General features: G+C 63.0%; 19 protein-coding genes. 5 read left to right on the forward strand and 14 right to left on the reverse strand.

The features are described 5' to 3' along the window. The 3 genes from arsA to arsB all read right to left on the reverse strand — a co-directional run. Positions 1–1,616 (reverse strand): arsenical pump-driving ATPase (gene arsA / locus FN369_RS10065; RefSeq protein ID WP_142526029.1); only part of this gene is annotated, 1,616 nt, incomplete at its 3' end. Positions 1,617–1,630: 14 nt separating this feature from the next. Continuing rightward, positions 1,631–1,990: an arsenite efflux transporter metallochaperone ArsD gene (arsD, locus tag FN369_RS10070; protein WP_142526008.1), complete on the reverse strand. Its 360-nt coding sequence runs from the start codon at positions 1,988–1,990 to the stop codon at positions 1,631–1,633. A gap of 116 nt (positions 1,991–2,106) precedes the next feature. After that, a complete protein-coding gene (gene arsB, locus FN369_RS10075) occupies positions 2,107–3,189 on the reverse strand; it encodes an ACR3 family arsenite efflux transporter (protein WP_142526009.1) in 1,083 nt (360 codons plus the stop codon). 69 nt (positions 3,190–3,258) lie between these two features. On the opposite strand from arsB, the gene FN369_RS10080 reads away from it, so the two are divergent. After that, entirely contained in the window at positions 3,259–3,609 is a 351-nt protein-coding gene (locus tag FN369_RS10080; RefSeq protein WP_142526010.1) for an ArsR/SmtB family transcription factor, read from the forward strand. Between the two features lie 26 nt (positions 3,610–3,635). Here FN369_RS10080 and aat read toward each other — a convergent pair whose 3' ends face one another. From aat to FN369_RS10120, 8 genes are all read right to left on the reverse strand, one after another. Beyond that, on the reverse strand, positions 3,636–4,301 hold the full coding sequence (gene aat, locus FN369_RS10085; RefSeq protein ID WP_142526011.1) for a leucyl/phenylalanyl-tRNA--protein transferase: 666 nt from the start codon (positions 4,299–4,301) through the stop codon (positions 3,636–3,638). A gap of 47 nt (positions 4,302–4,348) precedes the next feature. Beyond that, on the reverse strand, positions 4,349–5,584 hold the full coding sequence (locus FN369_RS10090) for a competence/damage-inducible protein A (protein ID WP_142526012.1): 1,236 nt from the start codon (positions 5,582–5,584) through the stop codon (positions 4,349–4,351). A gap of 33 nt (positions 5,585–5,617) precedes the next feature. After that, the gene (secA, locus tag FN369_RS10095; protein WP_142526030.1) at positions 5,618–8,647 is read right to left on the reverse strand and encodes a preprotein translocase subunit SecA; all 3,030 of its coding nucleotides are present in this window, start codon (positions 8,645–8,647) and stop codon (positions 5,618–5,620) included. Positions 8,648–8,750: 103 nt separating this feature from the next. Then, the gene (locus FN369_RS10100) at positions 8,751–9,857 is read right to left on the reverse strand and encodes a S1C family serine protease (RefSeq protein WP_142526013.1); all 1,107 of its coding nucleotides are present in this window, start codon (positions 9,855–9,857) and stop codon (positions 8,751–8,753) included. Between the two features lie 59 nt (positions 9,858–9,916). Further along, entirely contained in the window at positions 9,917–10,996 is a 1,080-nt protein-coding gene (gene trpD / locus FN369_RS10105; protein ID WP_142526014.1) for an anthranilate phosphoribosyltransferase, read from the reverse strand. Next, positions 10,993–12,189, reverse strand: a complete 1,197-nt coding sequence (gene carA / locus FN369_RS10110) for a glutamine-hydrolyzing carbamoyl-phosphate synthase small subunit (RefSeq protein WP_142526015.1) — start codon at positions 12,187–12,189, stop codon at positions 10,993–10,995. Before carA ends, trpD begins: the two co-directional genes overlap by 4 nt. Then, complete coding sequence (locus FN369_RS10115) at positions 12,177–13,454, reverse strand: dihydroorotase (protein WP_142526016.1); 1,278 nt, start codon at positions 13,452–13,454, stop codon at positions 12,177–12,179. The genes carA and FN369_RS10115 overlap by 13 nt, the downstream gene beginning before the upstream one ends. Then, entirely contained in the window at positions 13,451–14,434 is a 984-nt protein-coding gene (locus FN369_RS10120) for an aspartate carbamoyltransferase catalytic subunit (RefSeq protein ID WP_142526031.1), read from the reverse strand. Before FN369_RS10120 ends, FN369_RS10115 begins: the two co-directional genes overlap by 4 nt. Positions 14,435–14,608: 174 nt before the next feature. On the opposite strand from FN369_RS10120, the gene FN369_RS10125 reads away from it, so the two are divergent. The 4 genes from FN369_RS10125 (at position 14,609) to FN369_RS10140 (ending at position 19,314) form a co-directional block, all read left to right on the forward strand. Next, positions 14,609–15,151, forward strand: a complete 543-nt coding sequence (locus FN369_RS10125) for a LeuD/DmdB family oxidoreductase small subunit (RefSeq protein WP_142526017.1) — start codon at positions 14,609–14,611, stop codon at positions 15,149–15,151. A gap of 32 nt (positions 15,152–15,183) precedes the next feature. Continuing rightward, on the forward strand, positions 15,184–16,269 hold the full coding sequence (gene leuB, locus FN369_RS10130; protein WP_142526018.1) for a 3-isopropylmalate dehydrogenase: 1,086 nt from the start codon (positions 15,184–15,186) through the stop codon (positions 16,267–16,269). Positions 16,270–16,342: 73 nt separating this feature from the next. Next, complete coding sequence (locus tag FN369_RS10135; protein WP_142526019.1) at positions 16,343–17,494, forward strand: Lrp/AsnC family transcriptional regulator; 1,152 nt, start codon at positions 16,343–16,345, stop codon at positions 17,492–17,494. After that, positions 17,440–19,314, forward strand: coding sequence for a SulP family inorganic anion transporter (locus FN369_RS10140; RefSeq protein WP_142526020.1), 1,875 nt, complete (start codon positions 17,440–17,442; stop codon positions 19,312–19,314). Before FN369_RS10135 ends, FN369_RS10140 begins: the two co-directional genes overlap by 55 nt. Before the next feature lie 347 nt (positions 19,315–19,661). Here the strand turns inward: FN369_RS10140 and tyrS are convergent, their stop codons facing one another. The 3 genes from tyrS to FN369_RS10155 all read right to left on the reverse strand — a co-directional run bounded on the left by tyrS (position 19,662) and on the right by FN369_RS10155 (position 22,310). Next, positions 19,662–20,828 (reverse strand): tyrosine--tRNA ligase, encoded by a 1,167-nt coding sequence (gene tyrS, locus FN369_RS10145; RefSeq protein ID WP_142526021.1) that lies wholly within the window; start codon positions 20,826–20,828, stop codon positions 19,662–19,664. Between the two features lie 16 nt (positions 20,829–20,844). After that, positions 20,845–21,156, reverse strand: coding sequence for an RNA recognition motif domain-containing protein (locus FN369_RS10150; RefSeq protein ID WP_142526032.1), 312 nt, complete (start codon positions 21,154–21,156; stop codon positions 20,845–20,847). Between the two features lie 737 nt (positions 21,157–21,893). Further along, the gene (locus tag FN369_RS10155; protein WP_142526022.1) at positions 21,894–22,310 is read right to left on the reverse strand and encodes an ApaG domain-containing protein; all 417 of its coding nucleotides are present in this window, start codon (positions 22,308–22,310) and stop codon (positions 21,894–21,896) included. Between the last annotated feature and the right edge of the window lie 46 nt (positions 22,311–22,356).

A 22,356-nucleotide genomic window follows, 5' to 3' on the forward strand; every position in this document is an offset into this window, starting at 1 on the left:
GCCCGCGGCTCCGCGGCCGCCACGCTCTGGTTCACGATCCATGCCCAGGGCTCGATTCCCGCGCGACGAAGATCGGCCTGCAGGTTGGCCGCTTCCAAGATGGGCGTCGTCTCGGCGAGCGTCACGATCAGCACCTTGGTCTGCTTCGGGTCCCGCAACCGCATCATCGGGGTCGTATAGCTCCTGCCGGACTTCCCCATTTGCCGCTCGACCTCGCGGTGATAGGCGCCCGTGGCGTCGAGCAGAAGCAGCGTATGGCCGGTCGGCGCCGTGTCGAGGACCACGAACTTGGTCTCCGACTCCCGGATGATACGGGAGAAGGCTTGAAAGACCGCGATCTCTTCGGTGCAGGGAGAGCGCAGATCCTCTTCGAGCAGAGCCCGCCCCTCGGCATCGAGGCGGGCCCCCTTTGTTTCGAGCACCTGCTTCCGATAGCGCTCCGTCTCTTCCGCCGGGTCGATGCGGCTCACGATCAGGTTGGGAAGAAGCGCGCCCTCCAGCGTCTCGGCCAGATGAGCTGCAGGATCGGAGGTGGTCAAGTGGACGGGGAGTCCCCGGCGCGCCAGGGCGATCGCCAATGCGGTGGCGAGCGTGGTCTTGCCGACACCCCCCTTCCCCATCAGCATCACGAGCCCATGGCTCTCTTTGGCGAGAGAGTCCGCGAGGGAGGAGAGCCCAAGACTCTTCTCGCCGACGCCGAAAGGGAACTCCGGCGGTTCGGGAATTCGACCATCGCCGGCCAGTAGCCTCCGCAAGGCGTCGACGCCAACGAGATTGAATGGCCGGAGCGGAATCTCCTCGCGCGGCAACTCCCGAAGCGTATCCGGCATGGCGCGAAGCGCTTCTTGCTCCCTCCGCCGAATGGAGGAGGCCAACGGATCGTCTCTCGTTTCGTCCGAAGGGAAGAGGCCGTTAATGACGAGCATCTGCTCCGATAGGCCGATGGCCGCCAGCTCCTCCCCGGTGCGGGCAACCTCCCGCAGCGCGGCCGCCTGCGCGCGAGCGACCAGAATCAGACGGGTTTGGGCGGGGTCAGCCAACGCTTCGACTGCGGCCTTGTACCGGCTCCGCTGCTTCTCCAGCCCAGCCACCGGCCCCAGGCAAGAGAGATCGCCCTTTCCGGCCTCGAGAAATCCGCTCCATGCGCCCGGCAACCGCAACAGCCGGACCGTATGGCCGGTCGGCGCCGTGTCGAAGACGATATGATCGAATCCCTCCGTCGGCGCCGAGCCGGTCAACAGCGCGGTAAACTCGTCGAAGGCGGCGATCTCCGTCGTGCAGGCTCCGGAAAGCTGCTCCTCGATCCCTTGGACTATCGCCTCCGGCAAGACGCCGCGGACAGGAGCGACGATGCGCTCTCGATAGACTCGGGCTGCGGCTTGGGGGTCGATTTCCAACGCGGACAGGTTGGGGATCGCGGGGATCGCGCGGATCCGATGGCCGATCGGAAATCCGAAAACCTGCCCCACGTTCGAAGCCGGATCGGTGCTGACCAGCAGCACCCGTTTGCCGGCTTCCGCGAGAGAAAGGGCCGCGGCACAGGCAAGGGAGGTCTTCCCTACCCCTCCCTTCCCCGTAAAAAAAAGGAATCGCGGCGGCTGATCGAGGAAGCGCATCGCGTCGGCCCGTTTCAGCAACAGCAACTCCCCGAGCAGCAGCTCCCAGGCGGCTCCTCGTCGCCGGCCTCCGGAATCCCCGCCCAACGAGCGAGCTCGGAGCGACTCGGATAACGACCCACCAGCGCCACCTCGCCCCCGACCAAGACGATCGGAAGAGCCTCTTGGCCTGAGCGCTCCAGGAAGTCCTTCACGGTCGCATTTTCGGCAAAGGCGAGCGGCTGTTGCGCAAGGTTCCGTCGCTCAACGGCCGCGCCGTTGCGTTTGGCCCATTCGAGGTCGGCGTGGAAGTCCACGAGCACCGGATCGATCTCCACGCCGCAAACACCCGTGCTGCAGCAAAGAGCCGGTTCAAAAATCTCAATCACCGTCATAGTCTTTCTCCTTTCCTCGTTCCATCCATAGTAAGGAAGAGCCCCTCTTCCTACCGTAACCGAGCTCGCGCTCGCCCCCTCGCCCGATGCCCCACTCCGCCGGAAGGAATTCCGACTTAATGCGACACGGGGCATGAGGTTCTCTCGTACCAGCACTTGGTACCCAGGCAGAGACGACAGACCGAAAGCATGACCGGCACCTCCACGAGCACGCCGACCACGGTGGCCAGAGCCGCAGGGGAAGTGGGTCCGAAGAGCGTGATGGCGACCGCGACCGCAAGCTCGAAAAAGTTGCTTGCGCCGATCAGGGCGCCCGGGGAAGCGACGTTGTGGGGAACTCGAAACCACCGCATGAGCAGATAGGTGAGCCCCGAGTTGGCATAAACTTGGACTAAGATCGGAATCGCCAAGAGCCCGACGGCGATCCAATTCGTCAGAATGTTTTCCGCCTGAAAGGCGAAGATCATCACTAGGGTCGCCAGAAGAGCGAAGGTCGTCACCGGCTTGAAGAGCGGCAGGAAGGAGCTTTCGAACCAGGAAAGACCCCGCAACCGGACGGCGAGAGTGCGGCTCAGCCAACCCGCCGCCAGCGGAATCACGATAAAGGCCACGACGGAGGTCAGCAGCACCTCTTTCGGAACGACGATCCCGCTCACTCCAACCAGCAGCATGACGATCGGGGCGAACGCGAAAGTCATGATGAGATCGTTGATCGCCACCTGCGCCAGGGTATAGGCCGCATCCCCTTCGGTCAGATAGCTCCAGACGAAGACCATCGCCGTGCAGGGAGCGGCGGCCAGGATGATCAAGCCGGCCAGGTAGTTTCGTGCGGTTTCCGGGTCGATCCAGTGGAAGGCCGAAGAAAAGAGCCCGACGACGAAGAACGATCCGAAGAGAGCCATGCTAAAGGGCTTGACGAGCCAGTTGACGAAAAGAGTCACCGCAAGCCCTTTCGGACGCCGGGCGACACCGCGCAGCCCTCCGAAGTCGATCTTGAGCATCATCGGGAAGATCATCAGCCAGATCAGCACCGCGATCGGGATGTTGACATGGCTCCGACCGAACTCCATGCCGCTCCAATGATGCGTGAGGTCGGGAAGGAACTTGCCGATCGCCACCCCGATGACCATGCAGGCGGCCACCCACAAGGTGAGATACCGCTCGAAGAAATCGAGCCGCTTGCTTGACCTTGTTTTCATCGTCATTATTGAGCAGTGCGAAGCGCTATTGCTTCATGGTTCACTAAACGCTTCTACAATACTAAAATCATGAGAACGAGTCAAGCCGTAGAGGTGCTTGCGGCGCTCGGCCAGGAGACCCGACTCGACGTCTTTCGGCTCATGATCCAGGCGGGGCCCGCCGGACTGCCGGCCGGGGAGATCGCTGCGCGGTTGAAGGTGCCCCTGGCTACCCTCTCCTTCCATCTCCAACAGTTGAAGCATGCCCGCTTGGCCCGTTCGCGAAAGCGGGGGAAGCTCGTGATCTACTCAGCCAATTTTGCGACCGTCGACCAGCTGATCGGCTATCTCCTCCACGACTGCTGCCGGCGCCCGAGCACGAGCCTGGCAAGCTGTGAAGGGGCGGCGGCCCAGCCTCTGTCGGAATCGGCTCCTCGCTGACCGAACGCTCGCAAAAAACGCTTCCCCTACGGGGCGAAGGAGGCTTGGCTGGCCAGTGCCGCCGGTAGCCGCTCGAGATACTCGCTTCGAGAAATATCCACCGCCCCCATTTGCCGCGTCGTCGGCGTGGCTACCTGGGTGTCGAAGAGCACGAATCCCCGCTCCACGAGGCGATTCACGGTGAAGACCAGCGCCGCTTTCGAAGCATCGGATACGAGGTGAAACATCGATTCGCCGGCGAAAAATCCGCCGATCGCCACCCCGTAGAGTCCTCCGACCAGCTCTCCCTGCTGCCATACCTCCACGCTGTGGGCGAAGCCCTGTCGGTGGAGTTCGCAGTAGGCTTTGATGAATCGCGGACTGATCCATGTATGCTCGCGGCCGATGGCCGGTCGAGCGCAACCGCGAATCACCTCTGCAAACGCACGGTTGACCGTGTAGGTGAACTTCCCTTGCCGAATCTTCTGCGCGAGCCGGCGCGGAACGTGAAATCGATCCATTTCGAAGACCGCCCGGGGATCCGGCGACCACCAGGTCAGGGGCCGATCCGTCCACGGGAAGATCCCCGATCGATATCCCGCCAGCAGCCGACTCACGGAGAGATCTCCGCCGACCGCCACCAAGCCGTCCGGATCGGCGCGGGAGACATCGGGAAAATGGATGCGAAAGAGGTTGAGAATAATCGCAGCCACAGCGCTATTTCAAAAAAGTTTTCCCTCCAAAACAACTCTTAATTTCATCACCTCGCAAGCTCACTTTCGTCCAAAAGAGCCAGGCGGAGCGCATCGAGCGCCGCTTGAGAGGCAAGACGCTTGACGACGCTCCGGTCGGCTGGAAAGTTTTTTTTGAAGGAGGTCGTCTTTCCCTCGGTCGCCAAGCCGAACCAGACGAGGCCGACCGGCTTTTCCGGAGTCCCTCCCGACGGTCCGGCGACCCCGGTCACCGAAATGGCCAAGTCGGCCCCGCTACGGCGTAAGGCGCCGCTCGCCATCGCCTCGGCGACCTCGGCGCTCACCGCTCCTTGTTCCGCGAGAAGCTTCCGATCGACTTCGAGCTCCACGATTTTCGCCTCATTCGCATAAGCGACCCAACCGAAGGTGAAGACCGCGGAGCTCCCCGGCACGTCGGTCAGCCTGCTGCTGACGAGTCCCCCCGTGCACGACTCCGCAGTGGCTACCGTCTTCCCCAAACGAGTCGCCAGCTCGACGACGGCCGCCTCCAAGGTCGCTCCCTCTTCTCCGAAAAGGGCGGTGCCCATCCGAGCTTTCACCAACTGCTCCGCTTGGTCCAAGAGAGCGCGCTCCGAACTTCCCACACGGAGTTCCACTTCCCCCAACCGGTCGCAATAGCCGATTTCCTTCAAGCCCAGAGCGCGAAGCGCTTCCTCCACCCGCTCCTGAACCTCCCATTCCGTCAAGCCGACGATCCACCAAGACCGCCAGAAAAACTCCTCCCCTTTCGCTCGGGCGCGGAGCCAAGGGACGACCGCCGCCCTCCACATCGGAATGAGCTCCCGGGGCGGGCCCGGGAGCAAAAACATTGCGAGCCGGCCCTTTTGGAGGAAAAGACCCGGCGCGGTCCCGACCGAGTTCCAGAGAACCTGCGCTCCCTGCGGAACCATCGCCTGCCGTCGAAGCCCGCCGGCGACCACTTGAATCCCCTTGGCGGCGCAAAAGGAGCTGATCCTTGAGAAGACCGCTTCCTGGAATTCGAGCTTCCGGCCGATTGCTTCGGCCGCGGCCTCCCGGGTGTTGTCGTCGGAGGTGGGCCCCAGGCCGCCGGTCACGATTACCAGATCCGAGCGGAACAAGGCGTCCTCCAGGATGCGCCGGACCGCCGCTCCATCGGGCACGACCGTCTGCCGCTCCAGCCGCAACCCCAAGGAACGAAGCTCTCTGCCGACAAAGGCGAGATGGGCCTCCGTCACTTCGCCCAGGAGGAGCTCGGTTCCCGTACTCACCAGTTCCACGGTCATCGGGTGCCCTCGGCCATCCTCCGGTCGAAACGATTACGGCTTTTTCTTTCCATCCTTTGCGGGCGAAGGACGAACGGGCTGTCCCGCAAGAAGGGAGACTTTGATGCAGGTCTTTTCGCCCAAGGCTCCACAGCAGTTCTTGAACTTCTTCGTCGGATCGAGCGGACAGGGATCATTCCGTCCCATCTTGGGTCCGCTTCGGCTGATCGGGATGAGCGGCTGGTCGTGCGCGGCTCGCTCCGGCTCTTGCGTCGGCGGCTTCGGCTCGGCAGCCACAGGCGGGACGCCGTCCGCCAGCTCGGGCCGAACAAACTGCTGCGGCAAGGAGGAGAGGAAGCGCTCGAAGGCGAGAACGCTCGAGGCCGACCGAAAGAGGTTCTGGACGATTTCCCGCTTGATCCTCCCCATGAGGTCTTGAAAGAGAGCGTAGGCTTCCTGCTTGTACTCGATGAGAGGATCTTTCTGTCCATAGGCACGAAGCCCGATTCCGCCCCGGAGCCCGTCCATCGCATAGAGATGCTCTTGCCAGAGTCGATCTACGGCCGAAAGGGCCGTAATCCGCTCGAGTTCCTGGAGCGACGCCGGCTCTTCATATTTTACCTTCAGCTCGTACGCCTGCCGGACGCGCGCGAGGATCTTCTCGGCGGCCGCCTCCGGCTCCCCGTCGCCCAAATCCTCCTTACGCATTCCCACCGGGAAGGTGGCGTTGACCCAGCCGAGCAGCCCGTCCAGATCCGCCTCCCCACCCTGCAGCCGACTTTGGGCCTCCTCCCGCACCACCTCCCCGAGGACCTCGAAGAGCTCCTTCCGAGGATCCTCCGATTCGAGGATTTGATCGCGGAAGTTGTAGATCACCTCCCGCTGCAGGTTCATCACATCATCGTACTGGAGGGTGTGTTTGCGAATGCTGTAGTTGCGCTGCTCGACCCGCTTCTGGGCGGTGGCCACCGCTTTCGTCAACCAGGGGTGCTCGAGCTCCTCATCCTCCTTCATCCCTAAGCGGGTCAGCAGCCCCGCAATCCGGCGCGAATCGCCGAAGTTGCGCATCAAATCGTCCTCCAAGGAAATGAAGAACTTCGACATGCCCGGATCTCCCTGCCGGGCGCAACGGCCCCGGAGCTGGAGGTCGATCCGACGCGCCTCATGTCGCTCGGTTCCGAGGACGAAAAGCCCTCCCACTTCGGGAACCCCCTCCCCAAGCTTGATATCCGTTCCTCTGCCCGCCATGTTCGTGGCGATCGTAACCGTTCCCCGGAGACCCGCCCGCGCAACGATCTCCGCCTCCTGCTGGTGGAACTTCGCATTGAGGACGCTGTGGGGGATCCCCTCCCGCTTGAGCATCCGACTCAGGAGCTCCGATGCCTCGACCGAGATCGTCCCTACCAAGACCGGCTCCCCTTGCGCGTGGAGCTCCCGAATCTTCTCGACGATGGCGTGGTATTTCGCCCGCCGGGTCTTGAAGATGCTGTCCTCCATATCCTTCCGGACACACGGCCGGTTGGTCGGGATCGTTACCACGTCGAGCTTGTAGATGTCATGGAGCTCGTTGGCCTCCGTCGCCGCCGTTCCGGTCATGCCGGCGAGCTTCCCATAGAGCCGGAAGTAGTTTTGGATGGTGATCGTCGCGAGGGTCTGCGTCTCCCGATCGATCTGGACCCCTTCCTTTGCCTCGATCGCCTGGTGGAGACCGTCGCTCCAACGGCGGCCGGGCATGAGCCGTCCGGTATACTCGTCGACGATGATCACCTTGTTGTCCTGCACGACGTAGTGCACGTCCTTCTCGTAGAGGCAGTATCCACGCAAAAGCTGGGCGATCGTATGGATCCGCTCGCTCGCCTCCTCATACCGCTTCTGCGCTTCTTGACGCTTCCGCTCCTTTTCTTCCGTGGTGAGCGCCGTGTCCTTCCCGATGACATCGAAAAGCAGAGCGAGGTCGGGCGGGGCGAAATAATCGGGGTCGTCCGGGCTGAGGAACTTCCGGCCGCGCTCGCTCAAGTCGGCCTCGTGGTTCTTTTCGTCGATCGCGAAGAGGAGCTCTTCCTTGATCTGGTAAAGCTCGATGCGGCGGGAATCCTGATAGAGCGCGAGTTCGGCATCCTCCATCATCCGGCGGGCTTCCCCCTCTTCCAGAATCTTGAGAAGCTGCTTGTTGCGCGGCATGCCGAGCTTGATCTTGAAGAGAAGACGGCCGATCTCCTCCCGCGGACGCCCCTCGGCCAATGCCTTTTGCGCTTCTTCGGCCAACCGAGCGCACTCGATCATCTGCTGCTGCACCAGCCGAGCGACGGGACCCCGGTAGCGCTCGTACTCTCCCGTCGAGGCGACGGTGGCCGGTCCCGAAATGATCAACGGCGTCCGGGCTTCGTCGATCAGGATACTGTCGACCTCGTCGATGATGGCGTAGGCATGACCCCTCTGGACCTTTTCCTCCCGGCTCGTCACGATGCTATTGTCGCGCAGATAGTCAAAGCCGAACTCGCTGTTGGTCCCGTAGACGATGTCGCAAGCATACTGTTGCCGCCGCTCCTCGAAGGATTGCCCTTGCTGCAGGCAGCCCACCGTCAGACCGAGGAAGCGATAGATCTCGCCCATCCACTCGCTGTCCCGCGCCGCCAGATAGTCGTTGACCGTTACCACATGCACTCCCTTCCCGGTCAGCGCGTTGAGATAGACGGGCAGGGTAGCAACCAAGGTCTTTCCCTCACCGGTCGCCATCTCCGCGATCTTACCCTGGTGAAGGACGATCCCTCCGACCAGCTGCACGTCGAAGGGGATCATTTCCCAAGGAAGGTTGTGTCCCCGCACCTGGACGATCTTCCGCGCCTCGGTGAACCGGCGGCAGACGTTCTTGACGACCGCAAAGGCTTCCGGCAGCAGCTGGTCCAGCGTCTCCCCGGCGGCGATTCTCTTCCGAAACTCTACCGTCTTCTGTTGAATCTCCGCATCGGAGAGAGGGCGCAACTGCTCCTCATAACGGTTGATCTGGGCCACCTGCGGCCAGATCCGCGCCAACTCCCGGCGGTTCTTCGAACCGAAGACCATCTCCAAGATCTTCTTGAACATCATAAAGACTCTATGCAAAGGGGAGGGCTCGCACAAGGAGCGAGCGTTTTCCCTTTCCTCTACGGATTCCTCCCGAATCTCTTACATCGCCAGAAACCCAACCCTACCGGGCGACCACCGCCACACTCTGGGTCCGCTGGAAGAGAACCGGTCCCCTCTGCTCCACAAGCGTGATCGTCAAGACCGTCCTCGATCCCGGCTGGATCCGCGCCAGCTCGGGCGGAAGCTCGCCGAGATCTGAGACCGGGGTGTTTCCAACGGCCGCCAAGATCATCCCCGCTTCGATCCCGGCGGCGGCGGCTGGACTTCCCTTCTCCACCGTGGCGATCAAAAGCCCGCTACCGGGAGCGACACCGAACGAGGCGGCGAGATCCTCGGTCAATTCCTGGACGGCGATGCCGAACCGCTTTTCGAGAAGATCCGCCAAAGTCGGACCGGCGGCCGTCCGGCCACCCAGAGAGCTCCCTTTCGCCTTCCCATACCAGGCGAGCACCCGATCTCCGGGAATGGCAAAACCAATTCCTTCGATCGCTTCCCCGCTGAACTTGGCCGAGCTCAAGCCGACGAAGGCTCCCGCGAGGTCGACCAAGGGTCCCCCGCTGTTTCCCGGATTGATGGCGGCGTCGGTTTGCAGGAGTCCCTCGATCGCTCCCTCCTCGGTCTGAATCATCCTCCCTTTGGCGCTCAAGATTCCTTTAGAGACACTGCTCTGGTAGCCGACGGGGTTTCCGAGGACGATCACCGTCTGGCCCAAGAGGTTGGGCGAGAGGCGGCGGATGTCGAGCCAAGGGAGCGCCTTCGGAGCCTCGACCTTGAGAAGTGCCAAATCTTGGACCGGATCCTCGAAGAGAACCTTGGCCTGAAAATCCTTTCCTTGGGAGAGGCTCACCTTCACCGCTCGGTTGACCGCCCGGCCGACGACATGCGCGCATGTGATCACGAAGCCCTCGGGCGCCACGACCACCCCCGATCCCAGGCTCCGGACCCGCTCCGAATAGGAATAGTACCGGCCGAAAAAGAGTTCGAACGGATCCTGCACCTGCCGGCGCACGATTCGTTCCGCGTTGATGTTCGCGACGGCGGGAAGCACCTTTTGCACGACTTGCACGGCCGGCTCATCGGCCGGAGCCTCGGCCCACCCTCTCGCCGCACAAAGCAACCAAAAGGCGGCGAGCCAACCCGATCCACCCTTCCGCCGCAGATTTCCCATCGACCCGATCCTCTCCTTCCTTTGTTCCGCCTCTCTTTTTCCGGAAATGTCGCCTGGATTCACGAAAGGGCCCAAGAGGCGGAAGCGAGACGCAACTCGGACGCGAGGCGTTCGGCCAGCAGAACCTTCTCCTCCACGACTCCCCGATCGAGCAGCTCTTCGACCATCTCCAGCGCCTCCGCGAGCGAGGTGAGCCGCTCGCCCGCGACCAACCCCACTGCCGCGTTCGCCGCCAAGAGTCCGCGAACGAGTCCTTTCTCTCGACCCGAAAAGACCGCCCGAAGCCGAACGGCGCTCTCCCGGGCGGAGTCGACCAGGGCTTCCTCGAGCGGGGCGCCCGCATATCCGCGGCGCCGGGCAAACTCTGCCAAGACCATCTTTGCCTCCGGCAGATCCAACCCACGGATCTCCGCCTCGCCCTCCACGCCGAGCTCTCCGATCGCCCGCCCCTCAGCATCCGTTCCAAAGACCACCACCGGTCGCCGGCAACCCCCGAGCAAAAGGGCTTCCTCGAAGAGGGGGAGGTGGCGCCGCAGAAAGACCCCTACAATCTGGACGGCGGGGCGGGCCGGATTGAGGAGCGGGCCTAGCAAATGAAAGATCGTCTTCCTCCCCTGGGAAGCCAGCCTCCTGCGCAGCGGCCCGAGTGTCGCAAAGGCCGGATGGTAATCGGGGGCATGCAGATAGACCATCCCAAGCTCCCGCAGGGAGCGTTCCGCCGCCGCAGGGGAGAGGCGGATCGGAATCCCCATCGCCTCCAAGACATCGCCGCTTCCCGAGACCTTGCTGACGCCGCGGTTGCCATGCTTGACGACCGGAACCCCGGCAGCCGCCAGGATGAACATGGTCCCGGTCGAGATGTTGCAGAGGTTGAGCCCTCCACCGCCGGTCCCGCAACAGTCCAAGATCGGCCGTCCCTCCCAGTAACCGCGCAAGCCGACCGGGACGGAGCGACGCCGGAAAGCCTCCGCGAAATAGGCCGTCTCGCGACCCGTGGCTCCGCGCTCCTCGACGTCGACAAGGAAGGCGGCTTTCTCCTCCTCTGAGATCCTTTCGTCCAGCAGGAGCGCGACCGCTCGTTCCGCCTCCTCTTTCTCGAGCGGCCGGCCGCAGAGGGTTTTCAACTCCGACGGCTTCATGAACCGCCCTGGGCGTCGAGGGGGCGACCGCTTTCCGCCATCTTGCGAAAGATCGAAAACCAGCCGAGCCCATCGTTGGGTCCGGGAGCCGCCTCCGGATGATATTGGACCGAAAAGATGGGGAGCTCCTCGTGAACCATCGCCTCGCAGGTCCCGTCGTTGAGACTCACCTCGCGAACCCGTACCTGCGGGGGGAGAGACTCCGGATCGACCGCATAGCCATGATTCTGCGAGGTAATCTTGACCTGTCGCGTCATGAGGTCCGCCACCGGATGGTTCGCTCCGCGGTGGCCGAATTTTAGTTTAAAGGTCCTCCCTCCCAGAGCAAAAGCAAGGAGTTGGTGACCGAGGCAGATCCCGAAGATCGGCTTCCTTCCTACGAGCGCCCGCACCGTCTGGTGGAGAGAGGAGAGAGCCGCGGGATCCCCGGGACCGTTGGAGAGAAAGACCGCATCGACTCCGGACGCGAGGATTTCCTCAGGCTTGGTTGACGCCGGCACGACACGCACGGTGAAGCCTGCGCGCCGCAACAACCGAAGAGTCGCATACTTGACCCCGAAATCGAAGGCCGCCAACCGAAGCGGCGATCTTCCTTCCCCGCCGACTCGTCGACCCTCTGCCCGGAGCCCCTCGCTCTCTTCCTGGCGCCAAGGATCTTCCGAGGCCGGATGCATCTCCCAGGCATAGGGCTCGCGGCAGGTCACTTCCTTCACGAAATCCCGCTCTCCATAGCTCCACCCACAGGCCATTTCCACCGCCTCGTCGATCCCAATCCCCTCGGTTGAGAGCACCCCGCGGCAGACTCCCCGCTCGCGCAGCCGCAGGGTAAGCCGCCGCGTATCGATGCCGTCGGCCGCGACCACCCCCGCCCCGCTTAAATAGTCCTGGAGCGTCCCCGTCGCCCGCCAGCTGCTGGCCCTCTCCGAAATCTCCCGCATCACGAACCCGGCCACCTGCACGCGGGCAGACTGATCGTCGAATCGATTGACGCCGTAATTGCCGATTTGGGGGAAGGTCATGGCGACCAGCTGACCCCGATAGGAGGGATCGGTCAAAACTTCCTGATAGCCCGACATCGCGGTATTGAAGCAGACCTCCCCGATGACCGTTCCGTGGCTCCCCACGGCCCTCCCGCGAAAGAGTTCCCCGTCCTCCAGGACCAAGACGGCTTCCCGCTCTCTCACAAACGCCATACGATCTTTCCTTCCACCATAGTGAGGATTGCCCTCCCTCGCAGCTCCCATCCCGCAAATGGACTATTTCGTCCCCGGGAAAGGAAGGCTTGCGGGTCGACGATCCACTCCAAATTCGGATCGATCACGACCAGGTCGGCCGGGGCTCCAGCCGTGAGGGTTCCCCCTGGGAGACCGAGGATCCGCGCGGGGACCGTGCTCAGCCGTTGGATCAGTGCGGGCCAGTCGAGGATCTTGGTCTTCACGAGGGCGTCGGCGGAAACCGCCAGCATCGTCTCCAACCCCACGACGCCGAAGGGAGCTCGATCGAATTCCACCTCCTTCTCGAAGGAGCAGTGAGGCGCATGATCGCTGGCGATCAGATCGATCGTTCCATCGGCGATCCCTTCCAGCAATGCCTCCCGATCCGCCTCGGAACCCAGCGGGGGATTCATCTTGAAATTGGTGTCATAGTCGACCAGAGCCCCATCGGTCAGGGCCAGGTGGTGTGGGGTGACCTCCGCCGAAACGGCCACTCCCCGGCGCTTGGCCTCTCGAACGAGGCGTACCGACCCGGCTGTCGAAAGGTGTTGGCAGTGGAGCCGCGCGCCCGTCAACTCCGCCAAGAGAATATCCCGGCTCACGATCAGCTCCTCGGCGAGACTCGGCCAGCCGCGGAGGCCCAAGACCGTGCTCCAGTAACCCTCATGCATCGTCCCGCCTCCCGAGACGCTCGTCTCCTCGCAATGCTCGAGGATCGGCAGACCAAGCATGGCGGCATATTCCATCACCCGGCGCATGAGACCGGCGTCTTGGATACAACCGCCGTCGTCGGTGAACGCCACCACTCCAGCGGCGCGAAGAGAGCCGAGCGGGGCGAGCTTCTCCCCTTTCCTACCCTCGGAGAGACAGCCGGTGGGATAGACCCGGACGGCGCCCTGCTCCTTCGCCCGCTCGCGGATCCAGCCGATCGTATTGGGCTGGTCGGCCGGGGGCCGGGTGTTCGGCATCGCCACCACGGCCGTAAACCCGCCCGCCGCCGCGGCGCGCGTCCCCGAAGCGATTGTCTCCTTCTGCGGATCACCCGGCTCCCGCAAGTGGACGTGGAGATCGATCAGCCCCGGCGCGACGATGCATCCGGAAGCATCGATCCGCTCCCAGCTCTCCTGGGGGAGGGAAGCGGGGTCCGCGATCCGCCCCGCGGCGACGAAGAGATCCCCGATCTCGTCCCGACCGCAGCTCGGGTCGACGATGCGGCCGCCCGCTAGACGGTAGAATCCACTCACCTTGCTTCCCCATTCCGACGATGAAAGCGGGCCAATTGCGCAAAGACCGCCATCCGCACGGCCACTCCGCTGGCCACTTGGTTCAGGATGACCGAGCTTGGTCCGTCGGCGAGCTCGCTTTCGATCTCAACCCCGCGCTCTATCGGCCCCGGATGCATGAGCAGGACTTCCGGGGGACAACGCCGCAAGCGGCTATCGCTCAATCCGTAGAGCGACACATACTCCCCGAGCGAGGGGAACATTCCCTCCTTCTGCCGCTCATGCTGCAAACGCAAGAGGATCACGACCTGCGCCCAAGGCAGGATCGGATCGAGTTCCCAGCTCAGTCTCGCTCCGAACCGTTCGAAGACCTCGGGGAGAAGCGTGCGCGGGCCGACCAGCGCGATCTCCGCTCCGAGTTTGCGTAAGCCCCAGATGTCGGAACGAGCGACACGGCTGTGCAGGATATCGCCGACGATCGCGACCCGGACCCCTTCGATTTTTCCGAGGCGCCGGCGGATCGTGAGAAGGTCCAAGAGCCCCTGCGTCGGATGCTCATGGGCGCCGTCGCCCGCGTTGATCACCGACGATCGCACCCGGTCGGCCAAAAAGTGCGCCGCCCCCGCCGCCGAATGGCGGAGCACGAGAAAATCGGCCCCCATCGCCTCCAAGTTCCGCGCCGTATCCTTGAGGGTCTCCCCTTTCCGGATGGAGCTCGATTCCTGATCGATCTCGAGGACGCTCGCTCCCAGCCGCTTCGCGGCAAGCTCGAAAGAGACGCGCGTACGGGTGCTCGGCTCGATGAAGAGATTGACCACGGTAAGCCCCTGGAGCGATAGAAGCTCCCTCCCCGAATCGAGATAGCGCGTCACCTCGTCGGCGGCGTCGAGCAGACCGAGGATCTCTTCCTTCTCCAGCTCCCGCAAGCCGAGGAGATGGCGGCGCTTCCACCGTCCCTGGGGGGAGGCCGGCAACTCTTCCCTCGGCGTTTCCGACTCCATCGCGGAAGGAAAATGGCAAAAGGAGTTCCATCCGTCCAGCGTCTTGCTCCACCATTGCGATTTGTCGCCCACTCTTCCCCGGCTGCCTGTGGCCTCCGGCCCCCAAACCGATCGGCTCATTTTCGGATTGCCATTCGCGCCGGCACGCCGTAAAAGCTCTCAGAAGAAGGAGCAGTGGCTACGATTTCCGGTCCCGCGTACGTCGTCGGCGACAACATCGACACCGATCAGATCATCCCGGCCCAATACCTCATGTTGGTGCCCACGGTGCTCGAGGAGCTTCGCAAGCTCGGCTCCTACGCCCTTTCGGGCCTACCCGACGATCTCTACCCGGAGCGTTTCGTCGAGCCGGGAGAAGAAACCGCCCGCTACCCGATCCTCATCGCCGGTCGAAATTTTGGCTGCGGCTCTTCGCGCGAGCATGCTCCGATCGCCCTCGGGGCCGCCGGCTGCCGGATCGTGATCGCCGAAAGCTACGCGCGGATTTTTTTCCGCAACTCGGTCTCCACCGGAGTCCTCTTCCCGTACGAATGCGTGGACCGGCTCTGCGATCGGATCCGAACCGGGGAGCAGGTCGAAGTGAATCTCGAGGAAGAATTCCTCTCCGCCGGCGGCGTTCGCTACCGGCTCAAGCCGCTTGGAGAGGCGAGGCCCGTGATCGAGGCGGGGGGCATCTTTCAGTACGCCCGCAAGACCGGCATGGTTCCTCTCGCATAGGAGCCTCTTCTCCAGCCACCCGATTTCTTTCCATGAAGACCTATCAAATCGCCGTCCTCGCCGGAGACGGCATCGGACCCGAGATCATCGCGGCGACCCTTCCCATCCTGCGCGCCGCCGCCCATAAGTTCGGCTTCCGACTGGTCTTCGAGGAAGCCCTGGTCGGAGGAGCGGCGATCGACGCCGCCGGCAAGGCCCTGCCCGAGGAAACCTTGACGGTCTGCCGCAACTCCCAAGCGATCCTCTTCGGTGCGGTCGGAGGGCCGCAATGGGAAGCCCTCCCCCCCGAAAAGCAGCCGGAACGCGCCGCCCTCCTCCCTCTTCGGCGCACCTTCGGCCTCTATGCCAACCTTCGCCCGATCACCTGCTATCCCGAGCTCCTGAGCGCATCTCCGCTCAAGGCCGAGATCGCCCGCGGCGTCGATCTGCTCGTCGTCCGAGAGCTGACCGGGGGGCTCTACTTCGGCCAACCGAAGGGAACCGTGATGACCGATCGGGGAGAACGGGCGATCGACACCTTGGTCTACGAAACCGCCGAGATCGAGCGCGTCGCCCGCGTCGCCTTCGAAGCCGCGCGCGCCAGGAAACAATTTGTCACCCTCGTCGACAAGGCCAACGTACTCGAGTCGAGCCTCCTCTGGCGGAAGACCGTCCGCCGCATCGCTTCCGAATATGCCGACGTCCAATTGGGTTTTCTCTACGTCGACAACGCTGCGATGCAGCTCATTCGCCAGCCGCGACAGTTCGACGTTCTTCTCTGCGAAAACCTCTTCGGAGACATCTTGAGCGACGAAGCCGCAGCCATCTGCGGCTCCCTAGGCATGCTCCCGAGCGCTTCGTTGGGCAAGGCCCGATTCGGCCTCTATGAGCCGGCGGGAGGCTCCGCGCCCGACATCGCCGGGAAGGGAATCGCCAATCCGAGCGCACAGATTCTTTGCGCCGCTCTCCTGTTGCGCTATAGCCTAGGCGAGGAAAAGGCGGCCCTCGCGATCGAGAGCGCCTTCCGCGCAGCCTTGAGCGACGGCTTCCGGACGCCGGACATCGCCTCCGACGGGGGAAAGACCGTAGGGACGGAAGCGTTCGCCCAGGCGATCCTCGACCGTCTCGAGAATCCGTAGGCGCTCGCCTTGCACGACGGCCCGCCAGGTTTTGCTTTTGCATGAGGGCTCTTTCTTTGTCAAAAGGATAGCCATGAACTCCATCGACTTGAGCGAGCCCCTTCCGATCAGCACCGAGGATCCGATCAACGCCCGCATCCTCTCGGTATCCGAAGACAAGCTCGCGGGATTTCAGGAAGAGCCTTTCCGTGAGATCGCGCGGCTCTCGGGTCTTTCGATCGAGACCGTAACGGCGCGCATTCGGGCCATGCTCGAGCACGGCACCATCCGGAGGGTCCGGCAGACATTGCTCGCCAATGATTTGGCACCTGGCGCACTCATTGCGTGGGAGCTTCCGGAAGAGAAGCTGGGAGCGGCCTTTGACTTCCTCGTGGTCGAAGATCCCTTCAGTGGCCACGTGGTCGTTCGCTCGACCGATTCGGCCTCTGCCGGCTCTTCCTTTCGTCTTTGGAGCACCCTGAAAGTGCCGCAGGGATTTTCGCTGGAAGCCCATTGCCGCTACCTGGCGTCGGAGATCGGTGCAGTGCGCCATCGGATCCTTCGCGCCAAGGGCATCTTCACCCTCGGTGTCGGGCATGTCCGGCGCCGGACGCTCGAAATTGGAGCGATCTCTCCGGAGCGGGCTCGGATGCACGCGGTGGAGGTGCGCGCGCTCTCCCAGGAGCAGTGGAAGGTCCTCGAAGCCCTCAAGGATGAGCTACGGCCGGAGGAAGTCGGCTTGGGTTTCTGGGCGGCCCGAGCCCGCTCGGTCGGCCTTTCCCTCCCGGACTTTGTCCGCGTGGCGAAGGAGCTCGAACGGATGGGAATCCTCGGCCGCTTCTCGACCTTCCTCGAGCATGTGAAGCCCCTTTCGACCGGGGAGCGGGTCACCCGCTTTAACGGACTCTTCCACTGGGCGGTTCCCCGGGGGAGGGAGAGGGAAGCCGGAGAGGAGATCGGCCGCTTCGAGATCCTCACCCACTGCTACTGGCGGGAGGCGGGTCCGGAGTTTGGAAACGTCAACCTGATGGCGGTCGCGCACGGACGGGAAAAGGAGCGGCTGCTGCTCCAGAAGGCCGCGATGGACGACCACCTCCGCCGGATGGGGATCCCGGTTCTCTACTCAAATATCTTTTGGGGAGGGCGCAGCGAAATCAAACCGTCGGAAATCTTGCCGGAGGCTTACCGCAAATGGTGCCGCACAAGGGGAATCGACTGGGAGACGATGCGCGCCGGCTCTTCCTGAAGCGCGTTTGGCCCGCCTCAGCGAGACTCGCCCGCCGGCTGCGCGATCAATGGACCGAGCTCCATTTGGATCTTGGGCCGCTCCGGGCGACCTTACTTTCGTACTCTTCGGCCAAGCTGCGTGCCGACCTGAGCGCGGCCTTCAACGTCGCCCTGCTCTCCTTTCCGCAGGGAATGGCCTACGCCCTGATTGCGGGACTCCCCGTCCAGTACGGAATCTACGCCTGCGCGGTCGCCTCCGTCGTCGGACCCCTCTTTCAAAGCTCCCGCTACGTCGTGCTCGGCCCCACCAACGCCACCGCGGTGTTGGTCTTCAGCTCCTATCTGAGCATGGAGGGCAAGATCGACAAGATCTCTTCCCTGAGCTTTCTTCTGCTCCTGATGGGGCTGGCCCTCCTGGCCGGAGCCGTCTTTCGCGCCGCGGCCCTTACCCAATATGTCTCCCGGACCGTCGTGATCGGCTACATCACCGGAGCGGCCTTCCTCATCATCGCCAATCAAGTCCATCACATGCTGGGCTTCCCGATCCCGGAGGTCTCGACCTTCGTCGACATCGTGGGCCAGACGATCCGCCACGCGGGCCAGGCCCAATGGCCTTCGGTTGCCCTGAGTCTCCTCTCCTTCCTTGTCTGGTGGTGGCTCAAGGTCTCCTTCCCCAAGCTGCCCGCCGTCGCCCTCGCCCTCCTGCTCGTCTCCTTGCTTTCCCTGCCGCTCCGCTTCTTCCATCTCCCGATCCGCTACCTCGAGCCGATTCCGTTCGGGTTCTGGCCCCTTACGATACCCTCTCTCCACTGGAGCTGGTTCTCGCAGCTCGCCAGCGCTTCCCTGGCCCTCGCCTTCTTCGCCGCAATCGAAGGAGCGAGCATCGGCAAGTCCCTCGCCAGCCGCTCCGGCGAGCCGATCGATCCCAACCGGGAGATGTTTGCGCAGGGTGCGGCCAATCTCGCCTGCGCCGTTCTGGGGGGAATGCCGGTTTCCGGCTCCCTCACCCGCTCCGCCCTCAACTGGATCAGTAAGCCGGCAACGGTCCTCGCCAACCTCTGGAGCGGTCTCCTTCTGGCGGGCGGTCTCCTTCTGGCAGGCCCCTTTTTTGCCTACATTCCGATGCCCGCGCTGGCGACCTTGGTCGTCTGCACGGGCTTTTCGCTCATCAACAGGCGCGATGTCCGGATCGCGCTCCAAACGACCCAGGCCGATGGGCTCGTCTTCCTCGTCACCTTCTTTAGCGCCCTCCTCACCCCGCTCGACTTCGCCATCGGCCTCGGCATCGGCGCCTCGGTGCTCCTCTTCCTCAAGCAGGTCGGCCAGCCCTCGCTGGTCGAATACACCTATGACGAAGAGGAGGGCTTGCGGGAAAAAGGACGGTCCGAAGAGAGAGTGGTTCCGGAAATCTGCATCATTCATGTCGAGGGAGAGCTCTTTTTCGGCGTCGCCGATCTCTTTCGCGACCAGATCCGCCGGATCTGCCTTGACCCCACCCTCCGTGTCGTCATCCTCCGCATGCGCAACGCCCACCACCTCGACGCGACCTGTGCGCTTGCCATCGACGAACTCGCCCGAATGATGCACGAGAGCGGACGCCATCTCCTCATCAGCGGAGCCACCAGACCGATCATTCGAGTCCTCCGCAGCTCCGGGGTTATCGACACGATCGGACGGGACAATGTCTTCCCCTTAATCGGCGTCCACCCCAACCTCTCGACCCGCAATGCCCTTCTTCGAGCCCAGCACCTTCTCGGCAAGAAAGAGAGCGAAGTCCGGATCTTCTTCGAAAAGGTCCAAGCCAAACCGAAGAGCGGAGAGGGGACGGCCAACGCGTAGGGTCAGGAAGAATTCCCACAAATCCCGGACCCATCGAGCTCGCCGTCTCCGAATCCCAACGCCCTCCGGCTTTCTTTTATCATGCAGCCTGGAGGCCCTCCCAGCGACTCAGCTTGATGAGGACATTTTCTCCTGGACGGGGCCTTCCCACCGTCCTGCCAGGTCTCGCACGATTTTCCGGAACCAAATGCGCACCACGCGGATCTTTTCCGCAATCACCGGATGGCGCCGCAGAGGCTGCAAAATCCTTGCCGATTCCGCGCGCCGATGATATGCGCTCCGGGAAACGGGGGAAAACCAACATGGGGGAAAAGCCTCCGTGCCGTTATGCGGCCCACGGCTCGGGCTTACCCCCGTTCGGGCTTGAGACGCGCGAAAAAGCGCCTGCCGCAACGAAGGAGGGGATGCGCTCCAAGGCTCACGATGGCGCGGGGATCGGTAATCCTCAATCCGTCGACCAGCACGGCTCCCTGGGTTAAAAGGCGCCTTGCTTCCGACTTGCTCGGAACCGCCCCGATCAAAAGAAGCGCCTCCAAGATCGGGATCTCGTGGCCCGGAAGAGCGAATTCCGGAACCTCCTCCGGCACCTCCCGCTGCGAGAAGACCCGCTCGAAGGCTTTGCGCGCCTTCTTCGCCGCCTCCTCCCCATGGAAGCGGGCGACGAGCCGTTCGGCGAGCGCCTTCTTGGCCTCCATGGGATGGAGCTCGGGCGCGAGAGGAGCGTCCAGAAAAATGGGATACCACTTCGCCATGAGCTCGTCCGAAATGCTCATCGTCTTCCCGAAGATCGCATCCGGAGGCTCAGAGACGCCGATTGCATTCCCGAGCGACTTGCTCATCTTGTTTTCGCCGTCGATTCCTTCCAGGAGCGGAAGGGTCAGCACTACCTGCGGCGGTTGCTCCACCTGCTCCTGGAGATCCCGGCCGATCAGCATGTTGAAGAGCTGATCGCTGCCACCGATCTCCACGTCGGCGCGCACCATGACCGAATCCCACCCCTGGAGGAGCGGATAGAGGAGCTCGTGGAGGCCGATCGGCTCGCCCTTCTCCCAGCGCTGCTGAAAATCCCGCCTTTGCAGGATCTGGGTCGCAGTCGCCCGGCGCTGGAGCAGCAGCAGCTCCCGGCTGGACATCTTCCCAAACCAGCTCGCGTTCCAGACGATTTCCACCCGTTCCGGGTCGAGGATGCGGAAGGCCTGATCCCGGTAGGTCGCCGCGTTTCGGCGAACCTCCTCTTCGGAAACCTCGGGCCGAGCCGCATTCCTTCCCGTCGGATCGCCAATCTGGGCGGTAAAATCGCCGATCACCAAAACGGCCTGATGCCCCAAATCCTGAAACTGACGCAGCTTGAAAAGCGGAACCGAATGGCCCAAGTGGAGATCGGGGGAAGTCGGATCGACTCCGAACTTCACCCGGAGCGGACGGCAGGCCGCCAAACGCTCCCGCAGCTCGTGCAAAGAGTGGACCTGCTCGGCGCCGCGGAGAAGCAGCGAAAGCGCCTGATCGACCCCCATGGTGCGCGTCCGCAAGCTACTGCGAGGGCTCGGAGCTCTCTCTTCTGCCTTCTCGGCGTTCCGATTTCGCTCCGCTGACGACGATCTGCCTGCCGACAAGGTCGGTTCGATTCAACTGGGTAAAGGCTTGTTTGGCCGCTTCCAGATCCGCCATTTCAATAAAGCCATAACCCTTGGAGCGATTCGTCCTCCGATCGCGCACGATATCGACGTTCTTCACCTGCCCGACCTTCGAAAAAAGGTCGAAGAGGTCGCTTTCGGCGACATCGTAAGAAAGGTTGCCGACATAGAGCCTAGGAGTCGAAGGCTCGATGACCGATTCGAACATCGGCGCCTCGCGCTTTGGTTCCTGCCCCCCGGGCCTCCGCCCCTCCCGCTCGCGCGGGGCGCCGGGACGGGTCGCAGGAGCTGGCGGCTCCTCCCGCTTGCCAAACAATCCCTGGAAAAAGGACTGCACCTTCTCTCCGAAGGACGGCTGGCGCGGCGGCTCCGGAGGCCTTCCGCGGCTGCGCCTCTTCGATCGCTGGTCTCTCCTGGGATAACGCCCGGAGTTTCTCGAATATGAAGGATCCTGACTCATGATTGACTATCCGTTGGTGGAAGACCCCAAATCCCGCCGCCCGCGAGAGCGAAGAAGCCGGAATGGATCTCTTCCTGATTGTTTCGTTCGTTTTGTCGGTCCGGTTCTCGCTCGGCTCTTTCCCTCCTCGATTCGCGCTGATTCGCCTTTGCTCGCAAACATAGGGCGAGCCGGTGGGCGCGGAATGGCGACCCCGGCGAGGAGCACTCTGAACGTCCTTGGCGCTAGGGGCGCGAAGGAGTGCCGATGACGCGACGAAGCCGAGTTCCTGCGGAAGGAAGATTTGTTTCATCGCAGGATGGGTCGCTTGTTTCCCCGACCCGACCCAAGGGAAGTCTTCTCCGACCCAGCGGCGATTTCTTCTTCCACGGGCAGAACTTCTCGTCTCCGTCTCGAATTTGAGAACTATGCCCTTAAGGATAGGCAAACGCCCCGAGGACGCAATGAATTTTCCCAAAAGAGGGGTAAGAAGGGGGTTCCCCTCTTTAGGGAAGGGCTCGGTCGGCCTCTCCCTCCGGCGCGGCAGCCATACGGAAGCGCGGAATCCCGACGACGATCGGCGTTCCGTCTTTGTCCTCTCCAAAGTAGGCCCCTTCGGCCACCGTCGGTTGCCGATACAAGTGGTAGCTCGAATAGCGGAACTTCTCCCCGGGTCGCAGCTCGGGAAATGAGCCGACGATCCCCTCCCCTTCGATTACTACCCGTTCGCCCGTCGTCTGCTCGGTGAGAACCCACTTTCTCCCCCGGAGCCGGACGGTCCGATCGCTTCCATTGCTGATGCTCAGGTAGTACTGGCAGACCAACGGACGATCCGTTCCTTCCTCCGAGGTGACACGGAAGCGAAGGCGCTCAATTTTTACCTCAAGGCCGGGAAGAGCGAGTGGTATCGATGGCTTCTTCATTTCCGTTTCCGAAAGAAGAAAAACGAATCTACAATAGATCCGCCTC

The organism is Methylacidimicrobium cyclopophantes, from assembly GCF_902143385.2.
Taxonomy (GTDB): Bacteria; Verrucomicrobiota; Verrucomicrobiia; order Methylacidiphilales; family Methylacidiphilaceae; genus Methylacidimicrobium; species Methylacidimicrobium cyclopophantes.

Excerpts from the sequence above, each read along its gene's own strand:
- arsD (WP_142526008.1), bottom strand. The coding sequence starts at position 1,990 with ATGACGGTGATTGAGATTTTTGAACCGGCTCTTTGCTGCAGCACGGGT.
- arsB (WP_142526009.1), bottom strand. The coding sequence starts at position 3,189 with ATGAAAACAAGGTCAAGCAAGCGGCTCGATTTCTTCGAGCGGTATCTC.
- FN369_RS10080 (WP_142526010.1), top strand. The coding sequence starts at position 3,259 with ATGAGAACGAGTCAAGCCGTAGAGGTGCTTGCGGCGCTCGGCCAGGAG.
- FN369_RS10090 (WP_142526012.1), bottom strand. The coding sequence starts at position 5,584 with ATGACCGTGGAACTGGTGAGTACGGGAACCGAGCTCCTCCTGGGCGAA.
- secA (WP_142526030.1), bottom strand. The coding sequence starts at position 8,647 with ATGTTCAAGAAGATCTTGGAGATGGTCTTCGGTTCGAAGAACCGCCGG.
- FN369_RS10100 (WP_142526013.1), bottom strand. The coding sequence starts at position 9,857 with ATGGGAAATCTGCGGCGGAAGGGTGGATCGGGTTGGCTCGCCGCCTTT.
- trpD (WP_142526014.1), bottom strand. The coding sequence starts at position 10,996 with ATGAAGCCGTCGGAGTTGAAAACCCTCTGCGGCCGGCCGCTCGAGAAA.
- carA (WP_142526015.1), bottom strand. The coding sequence starts at position 12,189 with ATGGCGTTTGTGAGAGAGCGGGAAGCCGTCTTGGTCCTGGAGGACGGG.
- FN369_RS10120 (WP_142526031.1), bottom strand. The coding sequence starts at position 14,434 with ATGGAGTCGGAAACGCCGAGGGAAGAGTTGCCGGCCTCCCCCCAGGGA.
- leuB (WP_142526018.1), top strand. The coding sequence starts at position 15,184 with ATGAAGACCTATCAAATCGCCGTCCTCGCCGGAGACGGCATCGGACCC.
- FN369_RS10135 (WP_142526019.1), top strand. The coding sequence starts at position 16,343 with ATGAACTCCATCGACTTGAGCGAGCCCCTTCCGATCAGCACCGAGGAT.
- FN369_RS10140 (WP_142526020.1), top strand. The coding sequence starts at position 17,440 with ATGGTGCCGCACAAGGGGAATCGACTGGGAGACGATGCGCGCCGGCTC.
- tyrS (WP_142526021.1), bottom strand. The coding sequence starts at position 20,828 with ATGGGGGTCGATCAGGCGCTTTCGCTGCTTCTCCGCGGCGCCGAGCAG.
- FN369_RS10150 (WP_142526032.1), bottom strand. The coding sequence starts at position 21,156 with ATGTTCGAATCGGTCATCGAGCCTTCGACTCCTAGGCTCTATGTCGGC.
- FN369_RS10155 (WP_142526022.1), bottom strand. The coding sequence starts at position 22,310 with ATGAAGAAGCCATCGATACCACTCGCTCTTCCCGGCCTTGAGGTAAAA.